The following is a 26,506-nucleotide window of genomic DNA, read 5'->3' as shown; positions in this document are numbered from 1 at the left end:
AATCAAAGTACCATTCCATCCACAATGACCCGCACGGCGTGCAACGAACTTGTCACTTTGAAATCAGGAAAACGCGCTTCGAACTTATGACTGTCAAATACATAATCCCGGCTATACTGATAAGCCATTTCCTTAAACTCCCTCATTATTGGTACGAAAATACCCAGTACACCCATCAGCCAAACGGGCAGTACCTGGTACTTGGGTTCGACGTTCATCTGCCGGGCAAACAGTTCAATCCACTGCTTTCCCGTCAGCTGAGACCGGTCGGTCGGTAGGTGCCATACCTGATTATAGGCATCCGGTGTGTTGCCAAGCAGAGCGGTAGCCTGACCTGCGTCAGGCGTAAAGGTAAAATTATGCAATTTGCTCACATCGGCGAACCAGTTGGCCTTCTTGCCTTGCCGGAAGTTCTTATAAACGGTTTCGATCAGTACGCTGTTTTTGGGGCCAATGAAGTCCGCCGAGCGGGCGATCAGTGCGGTGAGCTTCCCGCTTTTTACTTCTGCCATGATCATTTCAACCAATTCTTTTCGTACCGCTCCTTTTTTACTGGTAGGCCGCATGGGCGTTTCTTCGGTCATCGGATTCAGATGGTCCGGATCGTACATGTAAACATTGTCGAAGAACACTAGCTTGGCCTTATGTTTCTTGCAGGCGTCGATGACATTCCGCATAAAAGGCGGCCATACTTTCTGCCATACATTGATGCTGTATTCAAAGCCTACCGTTACGTATACAATGGCTGAGCCTGCGACCGCCCGGTCGATTTCGCTGGCTTTCGAAAGATCGGCAGCCATCAGCTCGTCCGAATCATGGATCTTTTTCGGGGAACGACTCACCAGCCGGATGCGGGTCGTATATTCAGGCAGGGCTTTGGCGAGTTCAACGCCAATGGAGCCACCCGAACCGAGGATGGTCTGGAGATCGTTAGAAGGAGTTTTAACTTCTAGGGGCATCGGGTAAAGTTTTTCAGTATAAAAAGGGAAAGTACGATTTTTATTGAAATCAACGATTACCCCACTATTATATTAATCGCCGGAAATGAGTATCTTCCTTTCCGGATCACAATCCGCTTGCTTATTGAATCGATAACCTACCCCCTTAATTCCCATGAACCGAAGAACATTCCTTGAAACCAGCGCTTTGGGTCTAGCGGCCGGTACCCTCACTTTTTCCACAGGCGAATCTTGGGCCGCGTTGCCTTTAAAAGCAGTCAAACAACCGATCGGCTTCCAGTCGTATGTCCTGCGCAAAGAAATAAGTGAAGACATCGAGGGTACCCTGAAGCAAATGAAAGCGTACGGATACCAGCACGTAGAAATGTGTTCCCCCTCGGGGTACCAGAAGTTCGCCTTTGCGCCTTTGGTAAAGTACTCGGGTAGGGAATTGAAACAAATCATCACCGATGCGGGACTTGCGTGTGAAAGTTGCCACTTCACTTTGCCCGAAATGCGGGATAATCTGGACGATCGCCTCGATTTCGCCCGGCAGATGGGTCTGAAATATTTCGTGTGTTCCGGCGGACTGGCTTCAACTACTCTGGACGAGGTGAAGGCCAAATGTGCTGAGATGAACCGAATCGGTGAGAAAATCGCCAAAGCTGGTTTCACGACGGGTTATCACAACCATAACGTAGAATTTGAAAAGAATTTCGATGGAAAAGTGATGTACGATGTACTGATGGAGGAGTTAAATCCCGATTTCGTCAAGATGCAGTTTCAGGTGGCGGTGGCTACCCTGGGCTACAAAGCGGCCGACTATTTCCGGAGGTACCCTGGACGATTCATCTCGGCGCACTTGCAGGATTATGATCCCAATGATTATAAAAAAGAGGTGGTTCTGGGGCAGGGTATTGTAGACTGGAAAGATTTCTTTGAGGCCTCCAAAAAAGGAGGATTGAAAGTGGTCTATGTGGAAATGGAATCGAACCCGGGTACCCTGAAGGATAGCGTTACGTATTTGAAGAACTTGTAATGGCAAGATATGTCTATTGGTCAATCTGCTTTTATTAATATTCTAATCTATGCAATCTAAACTGAGACTTTTGCTTATATTTTGCTTGGTACCTTCGTTGATTTCATGCCAAAGTGCCGGGGAAAGCGGGGAGGGGGAAAAAGGTACTGAAGTATCGAGCCAAGCTGGATCCAAGCCAAAGATTAAAAGCTTTGTGGTCGATGCGGTTGCTCTGTCAAAAGACTACAAGACTTGGTACAGCTATCATTATCGCACCATTCATTTGGCCCGAGACTTTACCGGACTCGATACGGATTCAAGCCTGTTGGCAAAGGCAGATTTTCTGACAAAACTGACCAGTGGAGATTTTATCGCGCTCAAAACCAGTGAAAGAAATGATGTTCCAGTGTACACTTTGCAAAAACTAAATAAAAGGGAACCCAGTATAAGTGCAACAATCAAAAATTTGGCTTCCAACGAACTAAAAAACCTGAATATGGAAGGTAAAGAAATGCCAAATTTCAGCTTTACGGATTTGAAAGGAAATCTATATGATCGTACAACAAGTAAGGATAAGGTTTTGGTGTTAAAATGCTGGTTTATTGGGTGTGTAGCATGCGTAAAGGAATTTCCGGAATTAAACAAACTTGTTTCTGAATACCAGCAAAATGCCGGGGTGCAGTTCGTTAGTTTGGCAATGGATAGCAAGCCTCAGCTAGAACACTTCCTTCAAAAAAAGCCGTTTAATTACGCGGTTGTGCCGAACCAAGAAGAATTTATGCAAAATAAATTGGGTATCATGATGTACCCTAGCCATCTGATCGTTAATCGAGAGGGAAAGATTGTGAAGGTAGTCAATGATGTCAATGACCTAATTCCGGCTCTGAAAAAGGAAACGGAGCAAACCCGTCTTTGAAAAAGCTAATTGGGCTTGTAAATCACAGCATTGGCCAGTATCCGGACGTAGGTAGGATCGGCAAAATCCTGGGCGTAATGTCCAGCCTGACTGTAAAATACCCAGCCTTTCCCTACCTTCATGCACCAGGCCGACCGATCCTGCATCCATTCCCGTCCTTCGGGATCGGTAAATTTGAAACCGAGCAGAATCGTGCGGGGAGTCAATAATTTATGATTGAGATAAACTTCGGTTTTGGGGAAATTGAAGCCGGGGAGTTTGCTGGATTTTGAGGTACCTTCCGGCTGATATTTGATTTTCTCGGGGTAAGATACCTTGTTTGTCGTAATAAAATGGGTTGGCGCCAGGTTCACAATATCCATGTTCATATCGTCGATGTACTTGTACGCCGGAGCAGTATCTTCCGCTTTGGGCAATTCCAGACCCAGGAACGAAAACCAATCCTTGTTTTTTCGCTTACCCGAGCTAATGGAATGGTGGAGTACGATGAGCTTCCCGCCCGCGTTGGCATATTGAATGAAGGCCTCCTCCGGCTCCGGATTTAGATCTTTGTGAATGTACACTACCACCGCCTGATACCCCGACAAAGATTGGGGAAGGTCAGTCTGCGCGATGATTTTTGATGAGAGCCCTTCCTGCTCTTGCAGGCCTTTGGCCAGAATTTCCATGGCCGGAAACTCATCGGCTACCATTAGGATTTCCTGCGCCGACAGGTAACTGATTTTGAATAGCAGGAAGGTAAGGGCCAGTAGTTTTTTTTTCATAGCGGGCGTTGAAATAAGGTTCTACACCTCCCTAAAAGAAAGTATGTTCAGTGACTTACCCACTAGCCAGGTTGCTTCCTTCCTGTAAAGTTTGATTCTACATGACTCTTGTGAATAGAAATCGTCGTCGTTTTTGTATCTTTCCACAAGCATGCTTACTACTTATTAAAATTTTTTCAGCTATGAAAAAACACTACTCACTTAGTCTGTTTAGTATGTTCCTTATTTGCGCACTCCGGGCGTATGATACCCAGGGACAGGCCCTTCGAATACCTAGCGATCAAAATTTCTCAAATTCTACAGGCCGGCGTTTAGGCGCTACCGTGATCGAGGTCAAATGGAACGCTCCCGGTGTGAAGGGCCGGGAAGGCAAAATCTGGGGTACCGGCATTGCACCCTACGGTTTTACGGTGCTTGGTTATGGTTCCAACGTCGAGTCGCCCTGGCGCGCGGGTGCCGATGAAGCTACCACCATTTCCTTCTCGACTGATGTGCGGATCAATGGAAAGCCCCTGTCAGCCGGGAAATACGGATTTTTTATCGCTTTGTATCCCGATTCGTGCACGTTGATTTTTAATAAAAACACAGAGGGGTGGGGAAGCTATTTTTACGATAAAGCCCAGGATGTTCTGAAAGTCACGACCCGGCAGCAAAAGGACCTGCCCACCTTGCAGGAGCGTCTGGTGTATGAATTCGGCCATCAGACCGAGCAATCAGTAGAATTGGCGTTGTTGTGGGAATTCTGGAAAATCCCGATGACGATTGAAGTCGACCTGAAAGAAACGGTCCTGGCCAGTATTAAGTCCCAAATGAGCGGTGCTTTGGGGTTTGATCCACCCAGTCTGATAGCTGCCGCCAGGTGGTGTCTACAGAACGACACCAACCTGCCCGAGGCACTAAGCTGGATAACTTCGGCTTCTGACGCCAGTCTGGGAGGCATCCGAACGTTCAACGTCCTCTCTACCAGGGCCCGGCTTCAGGCAAAAATGGGTAAAGATACTGAAGCGGCCAGCCTGATGAATGAAGCCTTGGAAAATGGATCGGCCATTGAATTGCATCAGCACGGTAGGCAATTGTTAAGCGAGAAAAAGTCAAAAGAGGCTTTGGCTGTTTTTGAGCAGAACTACAAAAAACATAAAGGTACCTGGCCAACTAATGTCGGTATGATGCGGGGGTATTCGGCCAATGGAGATCTGAAAAAGGCATTGGAATATGCCAAAGCCGCCCGCCAGCAAGCGCCGGACGATGTAAACCGGCAATCGCTTGACGAGGCTATTAAGCAATTGGAGCAGGGAAAGGCATTATAGCGGGGTGCCAGATCCAGGTACCCCAGGCCTCCTTAAAATCGGAGAGTACCCCAATGCCATAGGGAGATAAGCGTATTCATTGGGTCATTCCTAATGACCGGAATGACTATTATAAAATAAATTTAGTTCTGTATTTGCAGAACTAAAAGAACTTAACTACCTTTGTCCCATCAAAAGGCAAAAACTATGAGCGAGAATAAGATAGATCTTCGGAAAAACCAGATTGAATTGCTGGAAAAGGCGGCTGTCCTGTTCGAAAAAGGGAACATGCAGCCAGCGGTTGCCAAAATTCTGGCCTTGCTGCTGGTAAGTGACAATCCCGAGCTTTCATTCGATGAGATCCGGGAAACGCTCGAAATCAGTAAAAGTGCGGCCAGTGTGGCAATTAACCAACTCCTGAGCTCCAACAGGATCGAGTACATCACCCGGCTGGGAGACCGGAAGCGGTATTTCAGGAGCCGCATCAAAAGCTGGCAGGAGGATATGGAGGAGCAAAACCAAGGTTTGAAAATAGCTGTCGATATTCTGCAACAGATCAGGGATCAGCGTCCGACCGAAACAGTGGAGTTCAATGCGAATCTGGAAAAAATTATTGCTTTCCTTCATTTCATGATCGAGGAGCTGCCCGATTTGCACAAAAAGTTTGAAATGAAGTACCAATAAAAAAATTTACCTCAAATGGTTCTTTGAAATTAGAACTAACTAATAAATTAAAAACAAAATGAATAAAGAAATCAGAAAAGCAGGCATTGCAGGAATGTTCTTGCTCCTGACCAGCACCGTCTTCGCGCAAACTACCGACACGTTGCGGCTATCACTCGTAGAAGCGGTGAATCTGGCGATCAGGCAGAATCCTCAACTACAAAGTGTACAACTGGACGAAGAAATCAACTTGGCTAAGGTGAAAGAAGTGAAAGCCTCAGCCTTGCCCCAGGTGAATGCAGACGCTTCCTACACGGATAATTTTCTGCGGGCTTCGCAGATTTTACCCGGTGAAGTATTCGGAAGGCCGGGTGAGTCGATTGCCGTCAAGTTTGGTACCCGCTATCAGATAGGCGCAAACGCACAGGTGTCACAAACTTTGTTCAACCCGGCACTCAACATTGGTTTGAAAGCCGCCAGGGCCAGTCAGGGACTGTATGAATTGCAGACCTTCAAAAGCAAGGAAGATCTGATTTACAATGTCATCAACCTGTACATGCAACTGCAAATGGTTGAAAAACAGACCGAATTGGTAGAAAGCAATCTGGACCGGACTCAGCGCCTGATCGATATAACCAGCGCTCAGTTCAAAGAAGGTATTGTCAAAAAAGTGGATGTGGACCAACTGAAAGTGAGCTACACGAACCTGACTACTCAGCTTTCCAATGTTGCCAACAGCCGGGTTCAGTTGCTCAATAATCTGAAAACGCTGATGAATGTGGACAGCGAACAAGCCATTGCCATTACGGATATTGGGACTGAGCCGATTGCAGTTTCGCAGGAACTGAACCTGGATGCCAACATCGACCTGGCTTTGGTAGACTACCAGCGCAAATTGCAGGACCTGAACACGGCCAGCATCCGGGCGGGCTACCTACCCTCGCTCTCGCTGATTGCCAACTTTGGTTACCAGTCACAAACCAACGAACTATTTAACAGCTCAGCTACGAAGGGTTTTCCCTCCGGCTTGTACGGCCTGCGGCTGAGCATCCCGGTTTTTGACGGATTTGCCAAGAAAAGTAAGATTACCCAAAGCCAATACAAAGTACATCAGCTGGAACTCAACCGCAAGTACCTCATGCGGAATGTAGAAAACCAGTTCGTGAACGCCCGCAACAATGTGCAGCAGAACCGGAAGGTACTTCAGGCCCAGCAGGAGAATATGAAGCTGGCCGAACAACTCTACAACGTGGCCAAGCTATCCTATACCGAGGGTATATCACCGTTATCGGAGTTGATCAATGCTGAGAATGGCTTGAAAGAAGCTCAGAACCAATACCTGACCGCCATGCTGCAGATCAACCTGGCCGAGCTAGACTTGATGCAAAGTAGCGGACAACTCACCCAGATTATCAAACAGGCCCTTCCCCTGCAAAACTAAATTCAACCAAGTACCCTATCAAAAACAATCATAAAAATGAAAACTGCATCACAGAAAAAATCTCAAACCCGGAACCTGGTAGTTATTGGTACGCTCGTGCTGCTGGTTAGTTTTATCGGCTTCCGGTTGTACGCCAACAAGAAAGAAATCAACGAACGCTCGGAGGCTGTGCCAAAGGGGATCACCGCCATGCCGGTAAAAGTAGCCAGTGCGCAGCTGAAAAACCTCGACAAAAGCCTGCGCTTCACCGGATCGTTCGAAGCCCGCAAAACCCTGCCTCTGATCGCGGAGGCGCAGGGCTCCATTACCCAACTGAATATTAGGGAAGGACAATCCGTGAGCCGAGGTATGGTAGTTGCCCGCATCGATCCCACGGCTATTCAGTCCAACCTGGCTACGGCTACAGCATCGTACAATAATGCGGTGAAAAACAAAGAACGCTACGAAAGGCTCGTGGAAGCCGGTGCCATCAGCCAAAAACAATACGAAGATGTAGCCTTGAATGTAGAAAATGCCCGGGCAAGTCTGACCAGCATTCAGCAGCAAATGAAATATACGGTGGTGCATTCGCCTATGTCGGGCATCATCGGCGAGGTGAAAGTGGAGCAGGGTAGTTTTGCCACCATGGGCATGCAGCTGGGTAGCGTGGTCGATATTTCCAGTCTGAAAATGGTGCTGAAAGTACCGGAGGAGGATGTAATCAAACTGAAAAAAGGCCAACCCGTCAGCATCCAGACCGATGTGTATCCCGACCATACCTTCAAGGGCAACGTGACGCTTATCAGCGTACAAGCCGATGCCGGTCGCAAATACGATGTGGAGGTAGAAGTGAAAAATAATAACGCTTATTCACTGAAAGCGGGCATGTTTGGTACCGCTGCACTGGATGCCCAATCGGCTGACCAGGGTGAAAAATTGTTCATTCCGCGCAAAGCCATCGTGGGTAGCATCAAAGATGCGCAGGTATTTGTGCTGGGCGCAAATAATCAGGTGGCGCTCCGCAACGTGGAAGTACAGAATGCTTCCGGTGAGGACGTGATTGTACTAAATGGTCTGAAGCCAAATGAGAAAGTAATCACGACGGGCCAAATCAACTTACAGGAAGGCCAGACCGTGCGGGTAGTAGAATGAGTTGAGAGTTGATAATGGAAAGTTCGCACGTAGCGGGATAAAGTTTTCATTATCACAACTCAGCATACTTATTCCGATCTAAATTCAATTTTAATAATCATCAGTTGCTGATTGCCAGAGCGATAAATAAATAACTGTCAACTGTCCATCTTCAACTGTCAACTAAATAATCATGAGTATTACCAAAGTATCTGTCAATAGACCCACGCTGGTTGTCGTGCTTTTCAGCGCCCTTGTGCTGCTGGGGTTACTGGGATACAGCCTGCTGACCTACGAATTATTACCCAAAATCAGTTCGCCTGTCCTGACCATCACCACTGTTTATCCTGGCGCGGCTCCCTCCGAAGTGGAAACTGCCGTTTCGAAGAAGGTAGAAAATGCCATTTCAACGCTCGGAAATCTGGAAAGTACCCAGGCTATTTCGCAGGAAGGCGTATCCATCGTCATCGCTACGATGGTTTACGGTACGGATGTTGATATGGCCTTGCAGGACGCCCAACGGAAGGTGAACAGTATCAAGTCCACGCTGCCCGACGATGTGAAGGACCCCAGCCTGGGAAAATTCTCCATCGACGAACTACCCATCATGCGGATTGGGGCCTCCTCAGATATGGACGAAACTCAGTTTACCAATCTGTTTGAAAAAACCATTCAGCCCGAGCTCGCCCGGATCGAAGGCGTAGCGCAGGTGAATGTAGTGGGCGGAGAAAACCGGGAGATCAAGATCAACGTCAACAATGACAAGCTCCGCTACTACAACATCTCGATTCTGCAGATTTCAAACGCCATTGCCCGCGCTAACCTGAACTTCCCGACGGGTAGCCTAAAAAATACTGAGCAGGACGTACTTGTCCGGTTGAGCGGAAAATTCAGCAGCATCGATGAGTTGTCCAATCTTGTCGTAACTACCAATCCCGATGGCAGTCAGGTGTACCTGAAAGACGTCGCCGAACTGTTTGACTCGAAAGAAGAGGCGAGTAGCCTGACGCGTATCAATGGCAAAACGTCCCTTGGGGTACTGATCACCAAAACCAGCGATGGCAACACGGTGGGTATCAGCGAAGAAGTGAAAAAGACGATGGTCGATCTGGAAAAGCGCTACGAAGCCGAAAATCTGAATTTTACCATCGCGAACGACAGCGCCGACTTTACGCTGGAAGCAGCCAATTCGGTGATTCATGACCTCATGATCGCCATTGTGCTGGTGGCGTTTATCATGCTTTTCTTTTTGCATAATATCCGCAATGCGGTCATCGTCATGGTCGCCATTCCGGTATCCATTGTCTCTACTTTTGCGGTGATGGCGCTGCTGGGTTTCTCGCTGAACCTGATGACTTTGCTGGCGTTGTCGCTGGTAGTTGGTATTCTGGTAGACGATAGCATCGTGGTACTTGAAAATATCCACATGTACATGGAGCAGGGCAAAACTGCCCGACAGGCCGCTATCGATACCTGGAAAGAAATCGGGATCTCGGTAACGTCCATCACGCTGGTGATTGTGGCGGTGTTCCTGCCCATTACCTTTGTTACCGGGGTAGTATCCGACTTGCTCTTTCAGTTTTCCATCACGGTAGTTGCGGCTACGCTGATCAGCTGGCTGGTATCGTTCACGCTGACGCCATGGTTGTCGAGCCGCTTTACCAAGTTGTCACACCTGAACAAGAAGAACGTGCTCGATCGCCCGCTGATCTGGTTTGAAAATCTGATCCAGGGTTTTCAGAATTTCTATCGGGATATACTGGATTGGTCACTGCGCCACAAGCGTATTGCCTTCACTGCCATCATGGCGCTGGTAGTTGCTTCTTTTGGCCTGATCGGTGGTGGCTTCATCGGGTTTGAGTTCGTGTCGGGCGGCGATAACGGTGAGTTCCAGATTAAAGCAGAACTACCCAAAGAAACCCCACTGGAACAAACCAATTTCCTCACCCAGCAGGTAGAGCAGAAGCTGCTGAGCGATCCGATGGTAACAAATGTTTTCACCACGGTGGGAGCATCGGATGGTGGTAATATCGCCACGGGCGGTAATCCGTACCTTTCTACGTTGAATGTCAAGCTGGTACCCGCCGAGCAGCGCGGTATGACGAGTAACGAGTACGCGGCTAAGGTCAAGCGCGAATTGCAGGAAACGCTGCCGGGTGCCAAGTTTACGGCCGCTCCCGTGAGCATGGTGAGTGGTGCCGGTACGGCCCCCATTCAGTTCCAGATTCAAGGTGCCGATCTGGACACAATTCTGGCGATCAGTGAACAACTTAAAGAAGTCGTGAAATCCATCCCAGGTACTTCCGAGGTCAAAGCTTCCGTTGAAGGTGGGAACCCCGAAATTGCCGTGCAGATTGACCGCCAGAAACTAGCCGAACTGGGGCTTTCGCTGGATGTGGTAGGAAGTACCATGCAAAATGCCTTTACGGGTAACGACCAAAGCAAGCTGTTGCAGGGCGACGACGAATACCCGATCAAGGTACAACTCGACGAATTCGACCGTCAGAATATCGACGATATCCGTAACCTCACCTTCCAGAATACCCGGGGCGAGTTGATCAAACTCAACCAGTTTGCCAACGTAGTTTCCTCATCGGGACCTTCCAAACTGGAACGGAAGGACAAAGTACCTACCGTAACGGTGCAGTCGCAGGTGGTGGGCCGTCCGGTGGGTACGGTAGGGCAGGAGATTCAGGCTAAAATAGATGCCATGTCGCTGCCCAGAGGGGTATACATCTCCGCCGCCGGTGATGTCAAAAACCAGGCGGAAGCATTTGGTAGTTTGTTGACCGCCCTGCTGGCTTCCATCGTGCTGGTGTACCTGATCATGGTGGCGCTGTACGACAACTACATTTATCCGCTGGTGGTGATGCTGTCGGTACCGGTGGCCATGACGGGCGCCTTCCTGGCCCTGGCGTTGACCATGACCAACCTGAGTATCTTCGGCATGCTGGGTTTGATTATGCTGGTAGGTCTGGTGATCAAGAACGCCATTCTGATTGTGGACTTTGTAAATCACCTTAAAGCCGAAGGGAAAAGCTCCTACGAAGCACTGATCGAAGGTACCATGGCCCGCTTCCGCCCGATCCTGATGACGACTATCGCGATGGTCATTGCCATGATTCCCATTGCCATTGCTTCCGGCGCGGGCTCCGAGTGGAAAAACGGTTTGGCCTGGGTACTGATCGGTGGCTTGACCAGTTCCATGCTCCTGACGCTGATCATCGTGCCCGTGGGGTACCTGGCGGTCGATGTAATCAAGGAGAAGCTGGCTGCCCGGAAACAACGGAAAGTAGAAAAGCACCCGATGCAAGAGGCACTTGCCTGATTTACTTCGCTTACCTTTCACGGTATAACAACCCCGCCCTAGTCTCACGGAAATCCGTGCTGCCAGGGCGGAGTTATGTCAAGGTACCTGTTTAAGGGAATTAATAATAATTTTAATGCTCTTATAATCAGTGTATTGAAAATAGTATTCTATTGTTAGATTGTAGATCAAAGGGTACCGTTCTTCCTGGATAAAATCCGTTGGATAAAAAAATATAAATTATAATGTTACTTTTTTATAGATTTATTAAAAATTAGTAACAATGAAATCAGAAAGTATCACATATCTTGATTCCAAATCCAAAAGTTATCAGCTGATCTTTGAAGCCGCCCGTGAGTTGATGTACCGCCACGGCATCAGGCGGATTACAGTCGATGAAATATGCGAAGCCGCCAAGCTGAGCAAGATGACCTTTTACCGCAATTTTGAAAACAAAACCGAGCTGGCAGTCCGAATCATGGAAGACATGTTCCAGCGGGGGCGGACAGCGTACCGGGAAATCATGCATAGTGAGGTACCCTTCCCTGAAAAAATCAGGCTACTGATTGAATTGAATCGGAATGAGATTCATACGATGGGGGATGAGTTTATCAAGGACATCTACCAGAGCGGGGATGGAAGTTTGCGGAAAGTCATGGAAACCCACCGGCAAGAATTCATGACCGAGTACGCCGGAGATTTGTTGGCCGCCCAAAAAGAAGGCTGGATTAGACCGGGAATCAGGATTGAGCTAATCCTGGCCATGCTGGATACTTTGCACCAAAAAATGCAGGATCCGGCCATTATGAATATGTACGATAGTTTAGAAGAAATGGCGCTGGAATTGACCAATTTCTTCTTTTACGGAATCCTCACACCCGAAACCGCCCCATGAAAACTTTCCTGCTGTTCGGGATTTTACTTTTCCTGGGGACTTGTGCAGTGCAGGCGCAGGTAGGACAGGACAGTCTGGATTTCGACGGGCAGGTATCGGGGGTAGGTAGCTATGCGCCGGACAATGCACTTGATTTGTTTGTGGGAGTCCGCTATATCCCCCGAATCAGCTATGGTTTTCAACTGGACTCCGCCACGGCGCAGCGAATTGACTTCGAGGCATCAGCCAATGTGGCGGGTTCATTTTCATCCAATACTTTCGAATCAGTCCAATTCAGGGGTAGGTTAGCACCCTACCGGCTGTGGGCGCGGTATACGCGGCGGCAATTTGAATTTCGGGTGGGATTGCAGAAAATAGATTTTGGTGCGGCTACTTTGCTGAGACCGCTGCAGTGGTTCAACGAAATAGATCCCCGCGATCCTTTGCAACTGACCAACGGAGTATATGGTGCATTGGTGCGCTACTATTTCCTCAACAATGCCAATATCTGGCTATGGGGGCTGTATGGAAATAAGAAAACACGGGGTTTCGATGCGGTGGAAACCAACCGACGTATACCTGAATACGGCGGCCGGGTCCAACTGCCAGCCCCCCGCGGCGAAATAGGGGTATCCTACCACCACCGGACTGCCAATACTCAGGATCTGTCGGGAGTACAACCTATAGATAAAATTCCGGAAAACCGGATAGGCCTGGACGGCAAGTGGGATCTGGGCATCGGGTTGTGGTTTGAAGCATCCTATGTCCACAAAGCCCGAAGCCTCGGCCTCCTCACCAATCAGGCTTTGCTGAATGTAGGGGCAGATTACACCTTTGGCATCGGTAACGGGTTGAATGTGGTCCTGGAAAACCTAATTTTGAATTTCAGCGAGAAGAATCTGGAATGGAATGATCCGATCAGCATTACGGCTATGAACGTGTCGTACCCGCTGGGACTATTCGACAACCTGTCGTGGGTGGGCACCTATAACTGGACTACCCGCGACCCCAGTCTATTTGTCAATTTCCAGCATCAGTTTCCCAAAATAACGACCTACATTATGGCTTTTTATAATCCACGCAATCAACTTGGAATCCGGCAGAATGAGCTGGTCAATACGTTTGCCGGACCTGGTTTGCGGCTGATGCTGGTGTACAATAATTAATTAGAAGCGCTTGACTGAAAAACCCTATGGAAACTGAAAAAATCGTACAGCTCAAAAACGTCACCAAAAGGTACCCGGTGGGTAACGGCGAGTTCACGGCCCTGGAAAACATCACCCTGGATTTCAGGCGGGGCGAGTTTGCCGGTTTGGTAGGGCCAAGTGGCTCCGGTAAAACTACTCTGCTCAACATCATCGGGTCACTGGATAGCCCCACGGAAGGGCAGGCGCTGGTGATGGGTCAAGACATCGCTTCACTATCGCATAAAGAATCCGCCCGGCTGCGCAACCTGCACATTGGATTCATCTTCCAGGTGTTCAATCTGCTACCCGTTTATACGGTTTACGAGAACGTGGAGTTTGCTTTGCTCTTGCAAGACAAATCGGCGGCGGAACGTAAAAAGGCGGTGATGGAAGCTTTGGAATGGGTAGGGCTGCAGAGTATGGCCGATAAGAAGCCCGCCAAACTATCCGGCGGTGAGGGGCAGCGGGTGGCCATTGCCCGCGCCATGGTCAAACGTCCCGATATTCTGATTGCCGACGAACCTACGGCCAACCTGGATGCCAAAAATGCACACGCGATCCTGCAAACCATGAAGACGCTCAATCGTGAACTGAAAACGACTTTCCTCTTCTCGACCCACGACGAAAAAGTAATGCAGTACCTGGACCGCATGGTACACCTGGCCGACGGGAAATTACAGGAGGACGAACTTGTCGTACCCAAAACACCCGCCCCATGAAACTTGCTTTTCAACTAGCACTCCGAAACCTGCTGGGATCGGGGCTGCGCACCGGACTCAACGCGGGGGTGCTTTCCTTTTCCTTCGTGCTGATCATCTTTTTCAATGGTATGCTGGATGGCTGGAACGAGCAGGCCCGGCGCGATGGCATCGCCTGGGAGTTCGGGCAAGGGCAACTCCTGCACGAGGCCTACGACCCGCAGGATCCTTTTTCGATTCAGGAGGGTCATGGACCTGTTCCGCGCGCCCAAGGTACCCTGGTACCCATTCTGATGCGCCAGGCGTCCATTTACCCGGAAGGACGCATGTTGTCGGTGATTTTGAAGGGAATTGACCCTGCCCAGAAGACTCTGAAGCTACCCACCCGTAAACTGGCTGTCTCCCGGGCGGAAGTTCCGGCGATCATCGGCCAACGCATGGCCGAATCGGCCCATCTCAAGGTAGGGGATCAGGTTCTTTTACGTTGGCGCGACCGCCACGGTACCTTCGATGCGGGAAGTGCTACCATTGTGGATGTATTCGATACCGACGTGAGTGCGGTGGATAATGGTCAGATCTGGATTGATATCAACCAGCTTTGGGAAATGACGGGCCTTACCGGACAGGCTACCCTGGCGGTTTTTGACTCAGAACCCGACAACCCGCAGGTAGCAGGATGGACGTTTAAAAGCAAAGAAACCTTGCTGCAAAACATCACCCAGATTATCGAAATGAAAAAATCCAGTGGGTACATACTGTTTATTCTGTTGCTGGGGATTGCGCTGTTGGCCATTTTCGATACCCAGGTACTTTCAATTTTCCGGCGTCAGAAAGAGATAGGTACCTATGTGGCTTTGGGTATGACCCGTCAGCAAGTAGTCGGCCTGTTCACCGTCGAAGGGGGGATGTACAGTCTGTTTGCGCTGGCGGCAGGAGCTCTGTACGGCATTCCCCTGTTCATCTATTTTGCCAACCACGGCATCGGCATTCCGCCGGCCAGTCAAAATATGGGCGTAGCACTGGCCGAACGTATCTTTCCGGTGTATGGGCTCATGCTGGTGGCAGGTACCATGCTGGTGATTGTACTGGCCTCCACCCTAGTGAGCTATCTGCCCGCCCGGAAAATTGCCACCATGAATCCGGTAAACGCCCTCAAAGGCAAACTGCAATGATCAAGTTTCTTTTCAAAGGTATTCTGCGCGACAAAAGCCGCAGCCAGTTGCCTATTCTGATTGTGAGCATCGGGGTAGCGCTCACCGTACTGTTGAGCGGCTATATCCGGGGGGTGCTTGGCGATGTAGTGAATCAGAGCGCCCGCTTCGAGACCGGACACGTAAAGGTGACCACCCGGGCTTATCTCGAAAATAAGGACCAGCTTCCCAACGACCTGGCCTTGCTGGATGTGGAAGAATTAATAACCAAACTCAAAAGCCGGTTTCCGCAGGTTGTGTGGGAAAAACGCATCCGCTTCGGCGGCCTGCTCGATGCGCCGGACCAGAATGGGCTGACCAAAGGGCAGGGGCCCGCGGCGGGTATAGCCGTGGATTTGCTGTCGGGCGACAAAACGGAAATTAAGCGTATGAACATCCCTGACGCTCTGGTATCGGGCAAAATCCCCACCCAATCGGGTGAGGCCATCATCGGGGCTGACTTCGCCAAAAAGCTCGAGATTGGCCTCGGGGACGAAATCACCTACGTAGGTACCACCATGAACGGCAGCATGACGTTTCAGAACTTCCGCGTTGCCGGTACCATTCGCTTTGGTGCCCCCAGCCTGGACAAGGGCGCCATCATCGTGGATATCCAGGATGCCCAGCGGCTGCTCGACATGCCGGACGCAACGGGAGAGTTGCTCGGCTTTTTCCCCAACGAGGTGTATGATGACGACCGAGCCGAACAGATGGCCGGGACTTTCAACGCCGGTTTTGCCAACGACAACGATGAGTTTGCGCCCATCATGCAAACACTGAAACAGCAAAATAACCTGGCTAGTCTGATCGACTACGCCGAATCGACTTCGGGCCTGTTTGTGGCGCTTTTCGTGCTGGCCATGTCGGTGGTACTCTGGAACACCGGCCTGCTGGGTGGTTTGCGCCGCTATCAGGAATTCGGCATCCGCCTGGCATTGGGCGAGTCCAAGGGGCAGATTTATGGATCACTCCTGCTGGAAGCCGTCCTGATCGGAACCATTGGTTCGGTGGTAGGAACGGTTGTGGGCCTAGCGGGTACCTTGTATCTGCAAACCTACGGAATCGACATTGGCCGGTACCTCGACAACGCTACCATGATGATGCCTTCGGTAGTCCGGGCCAGGGTAAGTCCCGACCTTTTTGTGATTGGGTTTACCCCCGGCCTCTTTGCCATGGTACTGGGTAATATGCTTTCGGGCCTGGCCATCTACCGCCGCGAAACCGCGACCCTTATCAAAGAATTGGAAGTATGACAAAAAAAAGATTCGTTTCTAGGACAAGTCCTCTTAACTTTAAAACACCCTGATGACTTATGAAATATCTATTAATCAATACGCTGTTGCTGGCCGTTCTGACGGGCTACGCACAAGGCCAGGGACCCGATGCCGCTGGCATCCTGGCCAAAGTTGACCAAAACATGATTGCCAAAACCCAGATCGTCGAGTCACAGATGGTCATCCATGGCCGTCGCAACGACCGTACCGTATCTTCCAAAGGGTACAGCGAGGGTACCGGCAAATCCTTCACGGAGTACCTCTCGCCGGAACGTGAAAAGGGTACCAAGATGCTGAAGCTGGACGACAAACTTTGGATTTATTCCCCCTCGTCGGACCGCACCATCCAATTGAGTGGGCACATGCTCCGGCAATCAGTGATGGGTTCCGATCTGTCGTACGAAGACATGATGGAAGAACGCAAGCTTACCGAAATGTATGCCGCCAAAGTCACCGGCGAGGAAACGGTGGAGGGACGCAAAGCCTGGGTACTGGATCTGAAAGCCAGGGTACCCGACGCCACCTACGATCGGCGCAAATTGTGGGTGGATCAGGAGCGTTTCGTGCCGTTGCAGGAGGAATTGTACGCCAAAAGCGGACAGCTGCTGAAGAAGACCCTGATGAGCGATGTGGCCAAAATCGAGGGTAGGTGGTATCCCAAAAAAATTAACTACCGCGACATGCTCAAAGACGGGAAGGGGACCGATTTTATCGTCCTTAGTATTGATTTCAATCCAAACATCCCTGACTACATATTCAGTAAAGCTTCTTTGAAGAAGTAAAAGTACAGGATTGGCAGCCTAACCATGCATGCGGTAGGTACCTTGCCAAAGCGATAGGGGGGGGCAGTCGTTTGGAATTGCATTCAATTTTTGTGCAAAGTCGCTATCAGAGTGGAGCATATGTGATATTTCATTCGGTATAGTAGGGAAGGTACCTGCACGACTTTCTTCCGCAAGTACGGACACTACTCAAACAACGAAAGTATTTACAGAGAATCAATGAAGTACTGGTTCGGAAAGGTGCATTTATGGCTGGGGCTTCCCCTGGGGAGTTTGTTTTTGGTGATTTCCCTGTCGGGAGCCCTCTACTGTTGGGAGCCGGAATTTGCCGCCATCACCTATAAGGAAAACGTCGAGCCACAGCAAAAACCCTTTGTGGCCATTTCCACCCTTAAAAAATCCGTCGAGTCCGCCCTACCGAATGCCGACTTGCGCACGGTCTACTACCGGGGTACCTCGAAGGCTGTCCAACTCCTCTACTATGTGCCCGGGACGTATTATCACGCCAACCTGAACCCCTACACCGGGGAGCTGATCCATTTGCAGGATATGAAAAAAGGCTGGCTGAACAACCTGAAATTTTTACACCGGAATCTTATGCTGGGCGATGTCGGACGCGAAATCGTGCATTGGGGTACCTTACTCTACCTGCTTATGATCACTACCGGAATCGTGATCTGGTGGCCTACCCGGAAGTCACAACGCAAACAACGATTCACCATCAAATGGGGCGCTTCCAAAAAAAGGCTCAATTACGATTTGCACAATGTTTTGGGATTTTATAGTAGCTGGATCCTGATCTTCCTGGTGCTGACGGGACTTTTCTGGGGATTCCAGGTTGTGAAATCTTCAATCCGGACTCTGTATCAGGAAGATCTCATCCGCTATGATGTGCCGCATTCGGTGGAGGGTACCCCGCAATCGGAGCAGGACCAGTATCGCCTGATGGACTACCTGGGCGAGCAGTTCCGGCACCAATATCCCGACCGGAATATCAGGATCAGTAATCCCCACGCGGCCGATGATCCCATTCAGGTATCCGTATCGAGTAAAGACAGAACCGTAACTAGTGTCGATCACTACTACTTTGACCGGTATTCGGGCAAAAGACTGACCGGCCATTTTAAGAATGGGCTTCACACCGCCAGTAGCGGCTTTACTACCTGGAATGGACTGATGTATGATATCCATTTGGGTAATCTTTTTGGCATTACCAGCCGGCTTTTGGTTTTTATGGCTTCCCTCATCGGCGCCTCACTTTCCATCACCGGATTTATTTATTGGTGGAGCAACCGGAAACTATAATGCCTTGCACTCACAGCAAGGTACCCGGCTAAGCGGGCGTCTTCTCTCATGCCCAACGATCAATAGAATAGGGCCATCCCCCGCTTTATAAAGAGAATCAATTCAGAAATTTTTACAAAATCACTTTTGCTATGAAGTACCTGCTGCGGAGCTTGACGATGGTGCCGATCCTGGCGCTGATCGCTACCTTTACCCTCGCCCAGAACGATGTCAAAATCATCAAGGAGCGCATTGTCGCCGATTTGATGGCAACCGAAATTGACGATAAGATGGTGGAGGCCCTGATGGCCAAAATGAACGACGATGGTAGTTTTAAGGGCATCAACTACGACGACCTCAGCCGTACGGCCAGCTTTCCGCATGGCGGCCACACCCGCGACCTGGTGTACATGGCCAAGGCCTACAAAAACAAAGCGTCGAAGTACTACCGCAGCAAGCCGCTCAAAGCACAGATCGAGAAAGGGTTGGCTTTTTGGGTAAAAAACGATTTCGTGGGCGATAACTGGCACGACAATCAAATCACCACGCCGACCAACCTGGGTAATCTGATGCTGGTGATGGGGGACGAGCTACCCAAAGACCTCGTGACCAAGGCCCAGCCGATGATTTTCCGCGCCAACATGAATGCTTCCGGCGCCCGCCCCAGCGGTGACCGCATCGTGATTGCGGGTATTCTGGCCAAAAACCTCCTCTTTCAGGAAGACTACCAGGAGTTCGATAAGATCATCAAGATCATCGAGGGTGAGCTGAAATTTTCGACGGGCGAGCGGGGCATGCAGCACGATTACAGTTTCCACCACCGGGTCGACCGCGTGAACAACACCGATTCGTACGGGTACGGCAAATACGCCAATGCCTACGGCGAATGGTCGTACTATGTATCGGGTACCCCCTACGCTTTTTCCAAGGAAAAAATAAACCAGCTGGTCGATTACTACCTCGACGGCATATACAAGCAGCAGGTCTACGGGATTTATAGCGATGTGAGCGTGAAAAACCGCAGCATATCGGGTAAGTCATCTTTCCAGCCGCACGGTACCCTCGAAATCGAACGGGTACTGGTGAGTACCGACTACCGGAAAGACGAACTGGAAGAAATCATCCGGCTGCGGAAAGGCGAAGCCAAACCGTCGGCATCCTTTGCCAAGTTCTTCTGGCAGACCGAACATTTTGTGTTCCAGCGTCCCAATTTCTACACCACCGTCCGCATGTTTTCGACCCGTAACCGGAATATGGAGGAGCCCTACAACGGACCGGGAAAACTCACCCACCACCGGGCCGACGGTACCAACTACCTGGTGCTGAAAGGCGACGAGTACCTCAACATCTGGCCCGTCTACGACTGGCAGAAGATTTCGGGTACCACCATTGTGCAGAAGGCCCAGCTTCCAGGCCCCGATCAGATTCAGAAAGAAGGGCTGACCGATTTTGTGGGAGCCGTCACCGATGGGTTGTACGGGGCCGTAGTTTTTGATTTCAAAAGTCCGCACGACCCGCTGGAAGCTAAAAAATCGTGGTTCTTCTTCGACGATGAGTACGTATGTCTGGGTACCGATATCAAATCAAAAGCCAACCTGGACGTCGCCACGACGCTCAACCAGGTGCTGCTGCGGAGCGATGTAAACGTGATGCAGGCGGGTACCTTGGAGAAGGTTTCAACCGGAAACCGTACCCTGCAAAATGTGAAATGGGTGCACCACGACAGGATAGGGTACCTGTTTCCAGAACCGGCCACCGTCAACCTGTCCAATCAGACCGAAACGGGTAGCTGGGCGGCCATTACCGACCAGAAAAACATCAGCAAGGAACCCGTCAACGAGGAAGTGTTTACGCTGTGGTTCGACCACGGCAAGAAACCGAATGGTGCCTCCTACCAGTACATCGTAGTACCTGACGTCACGGCGGAGCAACTGAACGCTACCAGTCAGAACAACCGCGCCATCGAAATCTTATCAAATACTTCGGCCTTGCAAGCCGTCAAACAAAGTAAACTGGGCATCACCCAACTGGCGTTCTACCAGGCGGGCGAAATTGATATTGAAAAAGGTGTGAACGTACGGCTGGACAGCCCCGGCATGGCGATGCTGAAAATGCGGAATGGTCGGCTCTACGAGCTGACCCTGGCCGATCCGTCCCGTAAGCAAAGCCGGTTGCTGCTGTCCGTGAGTGGCATCTACAAAGCGAAAGGCGAAAATTTCCGCACGGTAGTGGACGAAGAGCAGAACAGCACACTCTTTATCGTGGACCTGCCTCAGGGCGTGTATTTGGGGAAAAGTGTGGGTTTCAAAGTGGAGTAGAGGAGGCTGGATGATGTATCAAAGACTGGCCTCCGTAAGAATTACTTGACCGGAAACCTATATATAGAAGTAAGCATGAAGGGGATAATCGGAAAAATCCCGATTATCCCCTTCATGCTTACAAATTTTATAAGGTGCTATTCATTACAAATTGCCCTAAAAAAACGAAAACCCGCCATTTCTGGCAGGTCTTCGTTTTGGTGTCTGGTTGCTTTGTCCTGAGACAATTGTTTTTGCCAGATATCATGATGCTAAGATAGTAGCAACAATTGAATTAACCAAATAAAAAATGAAATTTTTTATTGAATTTTTCTATTTAGTCCTTACGCTGCCTCTTAATGGCTGAAGCAGGTCATTGTTTACTGAATACCGTCACGGGCCCCAATAGGCCCGAAGGCAGCAGTGGGGAATTGGCCTGGTAGAAAGGCATGGTCGTAAACGTAATTTTCTGAGTCGTTTCGGGCTGCGCGTCGCCAATAAGCCGGTTGACCCACAGGTTGGTGACTTTTACTTCCAAGGTGTTGGTACCTTTTTTCAGCGGATCAACCAGGTCCAGGCGGAAGGGCTTTTTCCAGACTGTACCCTGGTATTTGTCGTTCAGGTACACCTCGGCAATGTTTTTTACATCTCCCAAATCCACCACACCCTTGCCCGCCACCGGAGACGTAAAGTCGGTCAGGTACGAAGCGGTACCTGAGAAATATTTGATGCCCGGTTCGCTGCTTTCGGTCAGGGAACCCAATTTATCGAAGGTAGCCTTGGCCGGGGCACTGCGTCCTTCCTGAAAACTTACCTGCCAGGGGGTGGAAATGGTCAGGAGCGGCTTCTCGGTTGAGGCTGGTTTGGTGTACGAGGTAGCCGTGGTTTTATCGTTGAAAACAATAAAAAAGGCATCCCAGGAATCGAAGTGTAGGAGCACCTGCGTACGGCCCTCCTGAACCCGGTACGAAACGCGCTCGGTCTTGCCCGTCACGGGGCTCCATAGTTCAGGTACCTTACCCGTTATCCGGAAGCTTACCTCAGCGTCATTGGGACCATCGCTGCGGTTGTCGAGCCAGTAGATATCCCGATCGGCGGTTTGGCGGTGGACGTAGAGGATTTCGGCGTCGGCATTTTTTATGACTACATCTTCGTTGATGCCCGCTGCTTTCAAAGTTTCGCCGATGGGTTGGGAAGAAACATTCGGCTTGCTCCAGATTTCTTTGACCAGCGCCTGGAATTCGGCTTCGTTATCCGCCAGACTGGGTGATTTTTCGGGCTGGGTACCCGCTACTTTTACGCCCGCTTTGACCAGCTCACTTATTTTTTTCAGAATGGGGAGCGTCATGTACCGGGCACTTTCGTCCAAAACGAGCAGGTTGTAGGTCATGCCGCTGGGGGTAACAAGTTGGCCGTTTTTGGCTTGTACGACATGCAGCAGGGCGGATGCATTGACAAAATCATACGCATAGCCAGCGGGTACCGCCGGGAGACTTTGAGCAAAAGTAGAAGTGATGTTGTGGTTTTCACCGTAGTAGTACAGCACGTCGGCGACGTACTTCCCTTGTTGCAGTAGATACGAACTTCGCCCCAGATAATCCATCCAGGATTTGGCCTGATCGGCCCAGGTTTCCTGGCGCGTAAACCATTGGCCGAACGGCCCCAGGCTGAAGCCCGGTTTCTTATCGTCAAGCGGCTGATGCACTGAGGTGTGGATCACGAAGCGGTTGAGTCCCGAAGCCATTTCCATATCGGCCGTGCGTTTGAGCCGTTCGGGTGAGTAGGCAAAGGCATTGCCAATGGCGGTCATGGATTCGGCCGCCACAATATTTTGACCATAGATATGCGCCACCGACGCCGATTCGCGGATATCCGCCTTGCTCCGTACCTCTTCGTCGTTGCCTCCGGCCAGGCTGCCCGGCGTCCACATGGCCGACATGGGTATGTCGGCATAGCGCTTGACATCCATGCCATCGGCCAGAAAAATCCGCTTGTTTTCGTGCGATTCGGTATAGCGTTTCATGCCCCGGCTGTGGAGGGCTTCGCCGATAACATCGTAATGATTCTCCGCGATCAGCTCGCCGATGGTTTTCCGAAAATCCCACAAAAACTTTTCGCTGGCCTCGGTGCTTTTGACCACCCGACCGGTGAGCACGGGCAGCCAGGTCAGGATGTCGTAGCCGCGTCGCTGGCGAAATTCCTCCGGGAAGCGTTGGGTCCAGGTCATGTGCCCGGCTTCATAGCTGTCCAGCACCATATAGTGTAAGCCCTTGCTCCCCATCATACCTCCGGTGGCGTCCTTATACATGTCCAGGTAGGTATTGATATATTTCTTCACCGCTTCTTTGTCCAGCTTGTCCACTTCCAGCCCGGTGGCTTCGGGCGAAGCGGGATGATTCTGACGGCCGGTCAGGGTATACCCAAACCGCACCACGATCCAGTCGCCCGCAGGTACCTGCCAGTCGAGAGTACCGTCGGCGTTCATTTTGGCGGTCAAATCCACAACGCCATTTTCTGGAATAGCATCCGCCGCTGATTGGGGCAGAGTTTTTTCTTCTTTCCAGGGGGTAAAACCCGCTTTATCCTCAAACTGATCGATGCGGCTGGTTGTGTATAAGACAAACTCGGCTACTTCCACGCCCAGGGGTTTGGGCGGCTCGGGTTTCATGCCCGCCATGGCCGCAAAGAGGTTGGGTTCCGATTGCAAAGTTTTGTACACCAGCCGGAAATATTTCGCGGTGGTAGGGGTGATGCTTACCGTATTCTGGGGCACGATACTGCCCGACACCGTCGCTACCTGCCGGAAGGTGACGCCGTCGTCGCTTACTTGCAAAGACCGGTTTTCGGGGCCGCCGTTAAAATCTTCCAGACCCACATGATTAGCGCCCGCCACGCTGAATGCCTTGATGGTCTGCGGCTTGTCGAAGGTATACTGAATCCAGATTTCCTCTCCGGCTGTTTTGGGGGGCAGCGTACTGGCATTGGTCAGGTCGCCATCGGTCAGGTCTTTCAGGGCAAAGGTACCTCCGCTCGACGTGACCGTCGGGTTTAGTTCGACGATTGATTTTTCACCTGAAGGTACCCGGTAAGCCACCACCGCGGCGTCCTGGTAAAAGCTCGGGATTTCGCCCACAAAGCCGCCCATCAGGCCGCCACTTTCCAGCTTCACGTTTTGAAACTTGCCCGTAGCATCCGAGGGCCTTGGTAGTTTTCCTGAAAAAGCCTGTCCGCCCGTGACCTGGGTTTCGGTCCAGACGTACTTTTTCATGGCGTCCTGCGGGGGTACCCACGGACCGCCTGTCACGCTCCATCCCGGCGAGCCCGCGATGGCCATTTCCAGACCGGATTTGTCGGCCAACTCGGTGGTAAAGCGGAAGGCTTCTTTCCACTCGGGCGTCATGAAGACGAGCTTTTTGGGCACTACCACGGGCGTGAACAGGTTAGCGTCAAAATTCTGAAAACCCCCGATTCCCGACCGCTTCATCCATTCCAGGTCTTTCTGAATGCCTTCTTTGGTAATGTTGCCATTCATCCAGTGCCACCACACGCGGGGCTTGGCCGCGTTGGGTGGGTTCTGAAAGCCCGGTTTCAAATCCTGGGCGCACACGCCCGTTGTGAGCAGCAGCCAAAGAGAGATCGAAAGGGAATGGGGGTACTTCATAGCGGAAAAGTGAGGGTTTGAAAATCGGAGCGGTCAAGCTGCGACAGGCTATTTGTTCTTGTAAGCTTTATCCAGAAACTGGTAGCGCGCTTCGTGTTTTGAGGGCTCAGTACGCGACTCGGTATCGATAATCATCACCGACGGCGCCGCGTCACCCGCTTCGACCGCATCCCATTGGGGTAAGGTACCCCCGTTTGGATTGCCGGTCTTGATGAAATTGGCAAAATACTCCGACATCGTTTCAGATACCTTATAGTCGTCGGCCGTCCAGGCGTACTCCTTGATCAAGTGGAGGTTGCCCATGCAGTATTCAATTTCACAGGCGTGGGGCGCGCCCACGGCTTTGGGAGGCGCGGGCGCATCGGTTGCTTTTTTGAGGGTACCTCCCGCCAGTCCCGAGGCTAGGGTGTTGTCCACCAGCGGGGGACGGAGTTTACTATAAAGATACCGATAAACGGGTTGCGAAGAATGGCTGCGGTGCAAATCGGCCCACTTCCAGGTGGCGTAGGCAATGAAACGGTCGGAGGCCAGCGCCGTAGCTGACAGCTCCACTTCCTTTTCGTTGGCATGGGGGTAGAGCTTTAGTACCTCCTGGTAGGTGTCGGGGTACTCCGCTTTCACGCGGGCCATAAAGTTTTCGGGTCGGTTGGGTTGTCCGTACATGAAAGCGCCGGCGGGAATTTCGGCGGAGTTCCAGCCGACCAGCAGGGGTACCTGCGCCTGCTCGCGGGCGGCAAAAATTTCGGGCAGATACTTGGGCAGGAAATACCCATCGAGTACCACGGGGAAACCGAAGCGTTGCGACTCGTCGTACATTTCGTACAGGTCGCGGGACGACAGCGCCCTCAGTTCTTTCAGCGTGGGTACCCCCGCCTTTTGGGCAAACTCCAACCCCTGCTTCTCGGCTTCCGCCAGGGGGACCGGGGCCATCGTGGGGTTGATCCCCGCGCCACTTTCGCCGATAGCACCGGCAATCAGTCCTTTCGACAGAGGAGAGGCCATTTGGTAGCTCACAGCAATGGACCCCGCCGATTCACCGGCGATGGTTACCTTTTTGGGATCTCCACCAAACTGCGCGATGTTTTTCTGCACCCATTTCAGCGCCGCCAGCTGATCGAAATAGCCGTAATTTCCGGAAGCCTTATAGGGAGATTCGGCGGAAAGTTCAGGATGGGCAAAATTACCGAAGATATTCAGGCGGTAATTGCAGGTCACCACCACGATGCCTTTTTTGGCCATCGCCTCGCCGTCGTAGCGGGGCTCCGAGCCGTCGCCCGCCACATTGCCGCCCCCGTAGAAGTACACCAGCACGGGCAGGCCTTTGGTATTGCGCTTGGCCGGGGTCCACACGTTGAGATACAGGCAATCTTCACTAACTCCGTCGGAACGGGAATTCATGTCGCCAAAGACGAGTTTCTGCAGGGGGCGCGGGCCAAACTGTTTGGTTTCCTTTACACCGGTCCAGTTGTCGAGGGGTTGTGGGGCTTTCCAGCGCAAATTACCCACGGGTGGTTTGGCAAAGGGTACCCCGAAGTAGGTCTGGATGCCGGTTTTTGTGTCGTAATCGCCTTCGATGATGCCGTGTTCGATTTTAGTCTGTACGGCAAAGGCGTTGGTGTTCTGGGCATAGCATCCGATCGAAATACCCATCATAATACCCAGGAAATAAAGGATCCGCTTCATAGTTTCTAGTAAATAGTTTTTATTGTCGCATTTTGAGACAATAATAATTAGACCTTTAAAATAATCCTATTTATTTTTGAAAAATCATAAAACAGCGAACAACCCAGATCACCCGCTGAGGGAACCCCATACC

The 26,506-nt window shown here is 50.9% G+C and carries 19 protein-coding genes; 15 read left to right on the top strand and 4 right to left on the bottom strand.

What is annotated here, in order from left to right; genetic code table 11:
* Positions 1-2 precede the first annotated feature (2 nt).
* Positions 3-959, bottom strand: a complete 957-nt coding sequence (locus GBK04_RS02100; RefSeq protein ID WP_152756432.1) for an NAD-dependent epimerase/dehydratase family protein — start codon at positions 957-959, stop codon at positions 3-5.
* Between the two features lie 154 nt (positions 960-1,113).
* Here GBK04_RS02100 and GBK04_RS02095 point away from each other — a divergent pair, with 154 nt between their 5' ends.
* Complete coding sequence (locus tag GBK04_RS02095; RefSeq protein ID WP_152756430.1) at positions 1,114-1,977, top strand: sugar phosphate isomerase/epimerase family protein; 864 nt, start codon at positions 1,114-1,116, stop codon at positions 1,975-1,977.
* 49 nt (positions 1,978-2,026) lie between these two features.
* Positions 2,027-2,872, top strand: coding sequence for a TlpA family protein disulfide reductase (locus tag GBK04_RS02090; RefSeq protein WP_152756428.1), 846 nt, complete (start codon positions 2,027-2,029; stop codon positions 2,870-2,872).
* Between the two features lie 5 nt (positions 2,873-2,877).
* On the opposite strand, the gene GBK04_RS02085 is transcribed toward GBK04_RS02090, so the two are convergent.
* Positions 2,878-3,636 carry a ThuA domain-containing protein gene (locus GBK04_RS02085; RefSeq protein WP_152756426.1) on the bottom strand — a complete coding sequence of 253 codons (759 nt, stop codon included), beginning with the start codon at positions 3,634-3,636 and terminating at the stop codon, positions 2,878-2,880.
* 182 nt (positions 3,637-3,818) lie between these two features.
* Between GBK04_RS02085 and GBK04_RS02080 the strand changes: the two genes are divergently transcribed.
* From GBK04_RS02080 to GBK04_RS02020, 13 genes are all read left to right on the top strand, one after another.
* Entirely contained in the window at positions 3,819-4,943 is a 1,125-nt protein-coding gene (locus GBK04_RS02080) for a DUF2911 domain-containing protein (protein ID WP_373330643.1), read from the top strand.
* Positions 4,944-5,129: 186 nt separating this feature from the next.
* Complete coding sequence (locus GBK04_RS02075) at positions 5,130-5,606, top strand: GbsR/MarR family transcriptional regulator (protein ID WP_152756422.1); 477 nt, start codon at positions 5,130-5,132, stop codon at positions 5,604-5,606.
* Positions 5,607-5,664: 58 nt separating this feature from the next.
* Positions 5,665-7,026: a TolC family protein gene (locus GBK04_RS02070; protein ID WP_152756420.1), complete on the top strand. Its 1,362-nt coding sequence runs from the start codon at positions 5,665-5,667 to the stop codon at positions 7,024-7,026.
* Positions 7,027-7,062: 36 nt separating this feature from the next.
* Positions 7,063-8,157, top strand: coding sequence for an efflux RND transporter periplasmic adaptor subunit (locus GBK04_RS02065; RefSeq protein ID WP_152756419.1), 1,095 nt, complete (start codon positions 7,063-7,065; stop codon positions 8,155-8,157).
* 172 nt (positions 8,158-8,329) lie between these two features.
* Entirely contained in the window at positions 8,330-11,464 is a 3,135-nt protein-coding gene (locus GBK04_RS02060; protein WP_152756417.1) for an efflux RND transporter permease subunit, read from the top strand.
* Positions 11,465-11,726: 262 nt separating this feature from the next.
* Complete coding sequence (locus GBK04_RS02055; protein WP_152756415.1) at positions 11,727-12,338, top strand: TetR/AcrR family transcriptional regulator; 612 nt, start codon at positions 11,727-11,729, stop codon at positions 12,336-12,338.
* The gene (locus tag GBK04_RS02050) at positions 12,335-13,483 is read left to right on the top strand and encodes a hypothetical protein (protein ID WP_373330642.1); all 1,149 of its coding nucleotides are present in this window, start codon (positions 12,335-12,337) and stop codon (positions 13,481-13,483) included. Before GBK04_RS02055 ends, GBK04_RS02050 begins: the two co-directional genes overlap by 4 nt.
* A 26-nt stretch (positions 13,484-13,509) precedes the next feature.
* A complete protein-coding gene (locus tag GBK04_RS02045) occupies positions 13,510-14,223 on the top strand; it encodes an ABC transporter ATP-binding protein (protein WP_152756413.1) in 714 nt (237 codons plus the stop codon).
* A complete protein-coding gene (locus GBK04_RS02040; protein ID WP_152756412.1) occupies positions 14,220-15,374 on the top strand; it encodes an ABC transporter permease in 1,155 nt (384 codons plus the stop codon). Before GBK04_RS02045 ends, GBK04_RS02040 begins: the two co-directional genes overlap by 4 nt.
* Entirely contained in the window at positions 15,371-16,645 is a 1,275-nt protein-coding gene (locus GBK04_RS02035) for an ABC transporter permease (RefSeq protein WP_152756410.1), read from the top strand. The genes GBK04_RS02040 and GBK04_RS02035 overlap by 4 nt, the downstream gene beginning before the upstream one ends.
* Positions 16,646-16,704: 59 nt before the next feature.
* Positions 16,705-17,448 (top strand): outer membrane lipoprotein-sorting protein, encoded by a 744-nt coding sequence (locus GBK04_RS02030; protein ID WP_152756408.1) that lies wholly within the window; start codon positions 16,705-16,707, stop codon positions 17,446-17,448.
* Positions 17,449-17,667: 219 nt separating this feature from the next.
* Positions 17,668-18,753, top strand: coding sequence for a PepSY-associated TM helix domain-containing protein (locus GBK04_RS02025; protein ID WP_152756406.1), 1,086 nt, complete (start codon positions 17,668-17,670; stop codon positions 18,751-18,753).
* A 131-nt stretch (positions 18,754-18,884) separates the two neighbouring features.
* Positions 18,885-21,050 (top strand): polysaccharide lyase family 8 super-sandwich domain-containing protein, encoded by a 2,166-nt coding sequence (locus GBK04_RS02020; protein ID WP_152756404.1) that lies wholly within the window; start codon positions 18,885-18,887, stop codon positions 21,048-21,050.
* A 352-nt stretch (positions 21,051-21,402) separates the two neighbouring features.
* Here the strand turns inward: GBK04_RS02020 and GBK04_RS02015 are convergent, their stop codons facing one another.
* Positions 21,403-24,690, bottom strand: a complete 3,288-nt coding sequence (locus tag GBK04_RS02015; protein ID WP_152756402.1) for a glycosyl hydrolase — start codon at positions 24,688-24,690, stop codon at positions 21,403-21,405.
* 48 nt (positions 24,691-24,738) lie between these two features.
* Positions 24,739-26,373, bottom strand: a complete 1,635-nt coding sequence (locus GBK04_RS02010; protein WP_152756400.1) for a carboxylesterase/lipase family protein — start codon at positions 26,371-26,373, stop codon at positions 24,739-24,741.
* Between the last annotated feature and the right edge of the window lie 133 nt (positions 26,374-26,506).

Source organism: Salmonirosea aquatica, assembly GCF_009296315.1.
GTDB classification, from domain to species: domain Bacteria; phylum Bacteroidota; class Bacteroidia; order Cytophagales; family Spirosomataceae; genus Salmonirosea; species Salmonirosea aquatica.
This window is presented reverse-complemented; position numbering and strand designations above follow the sequence as displayed.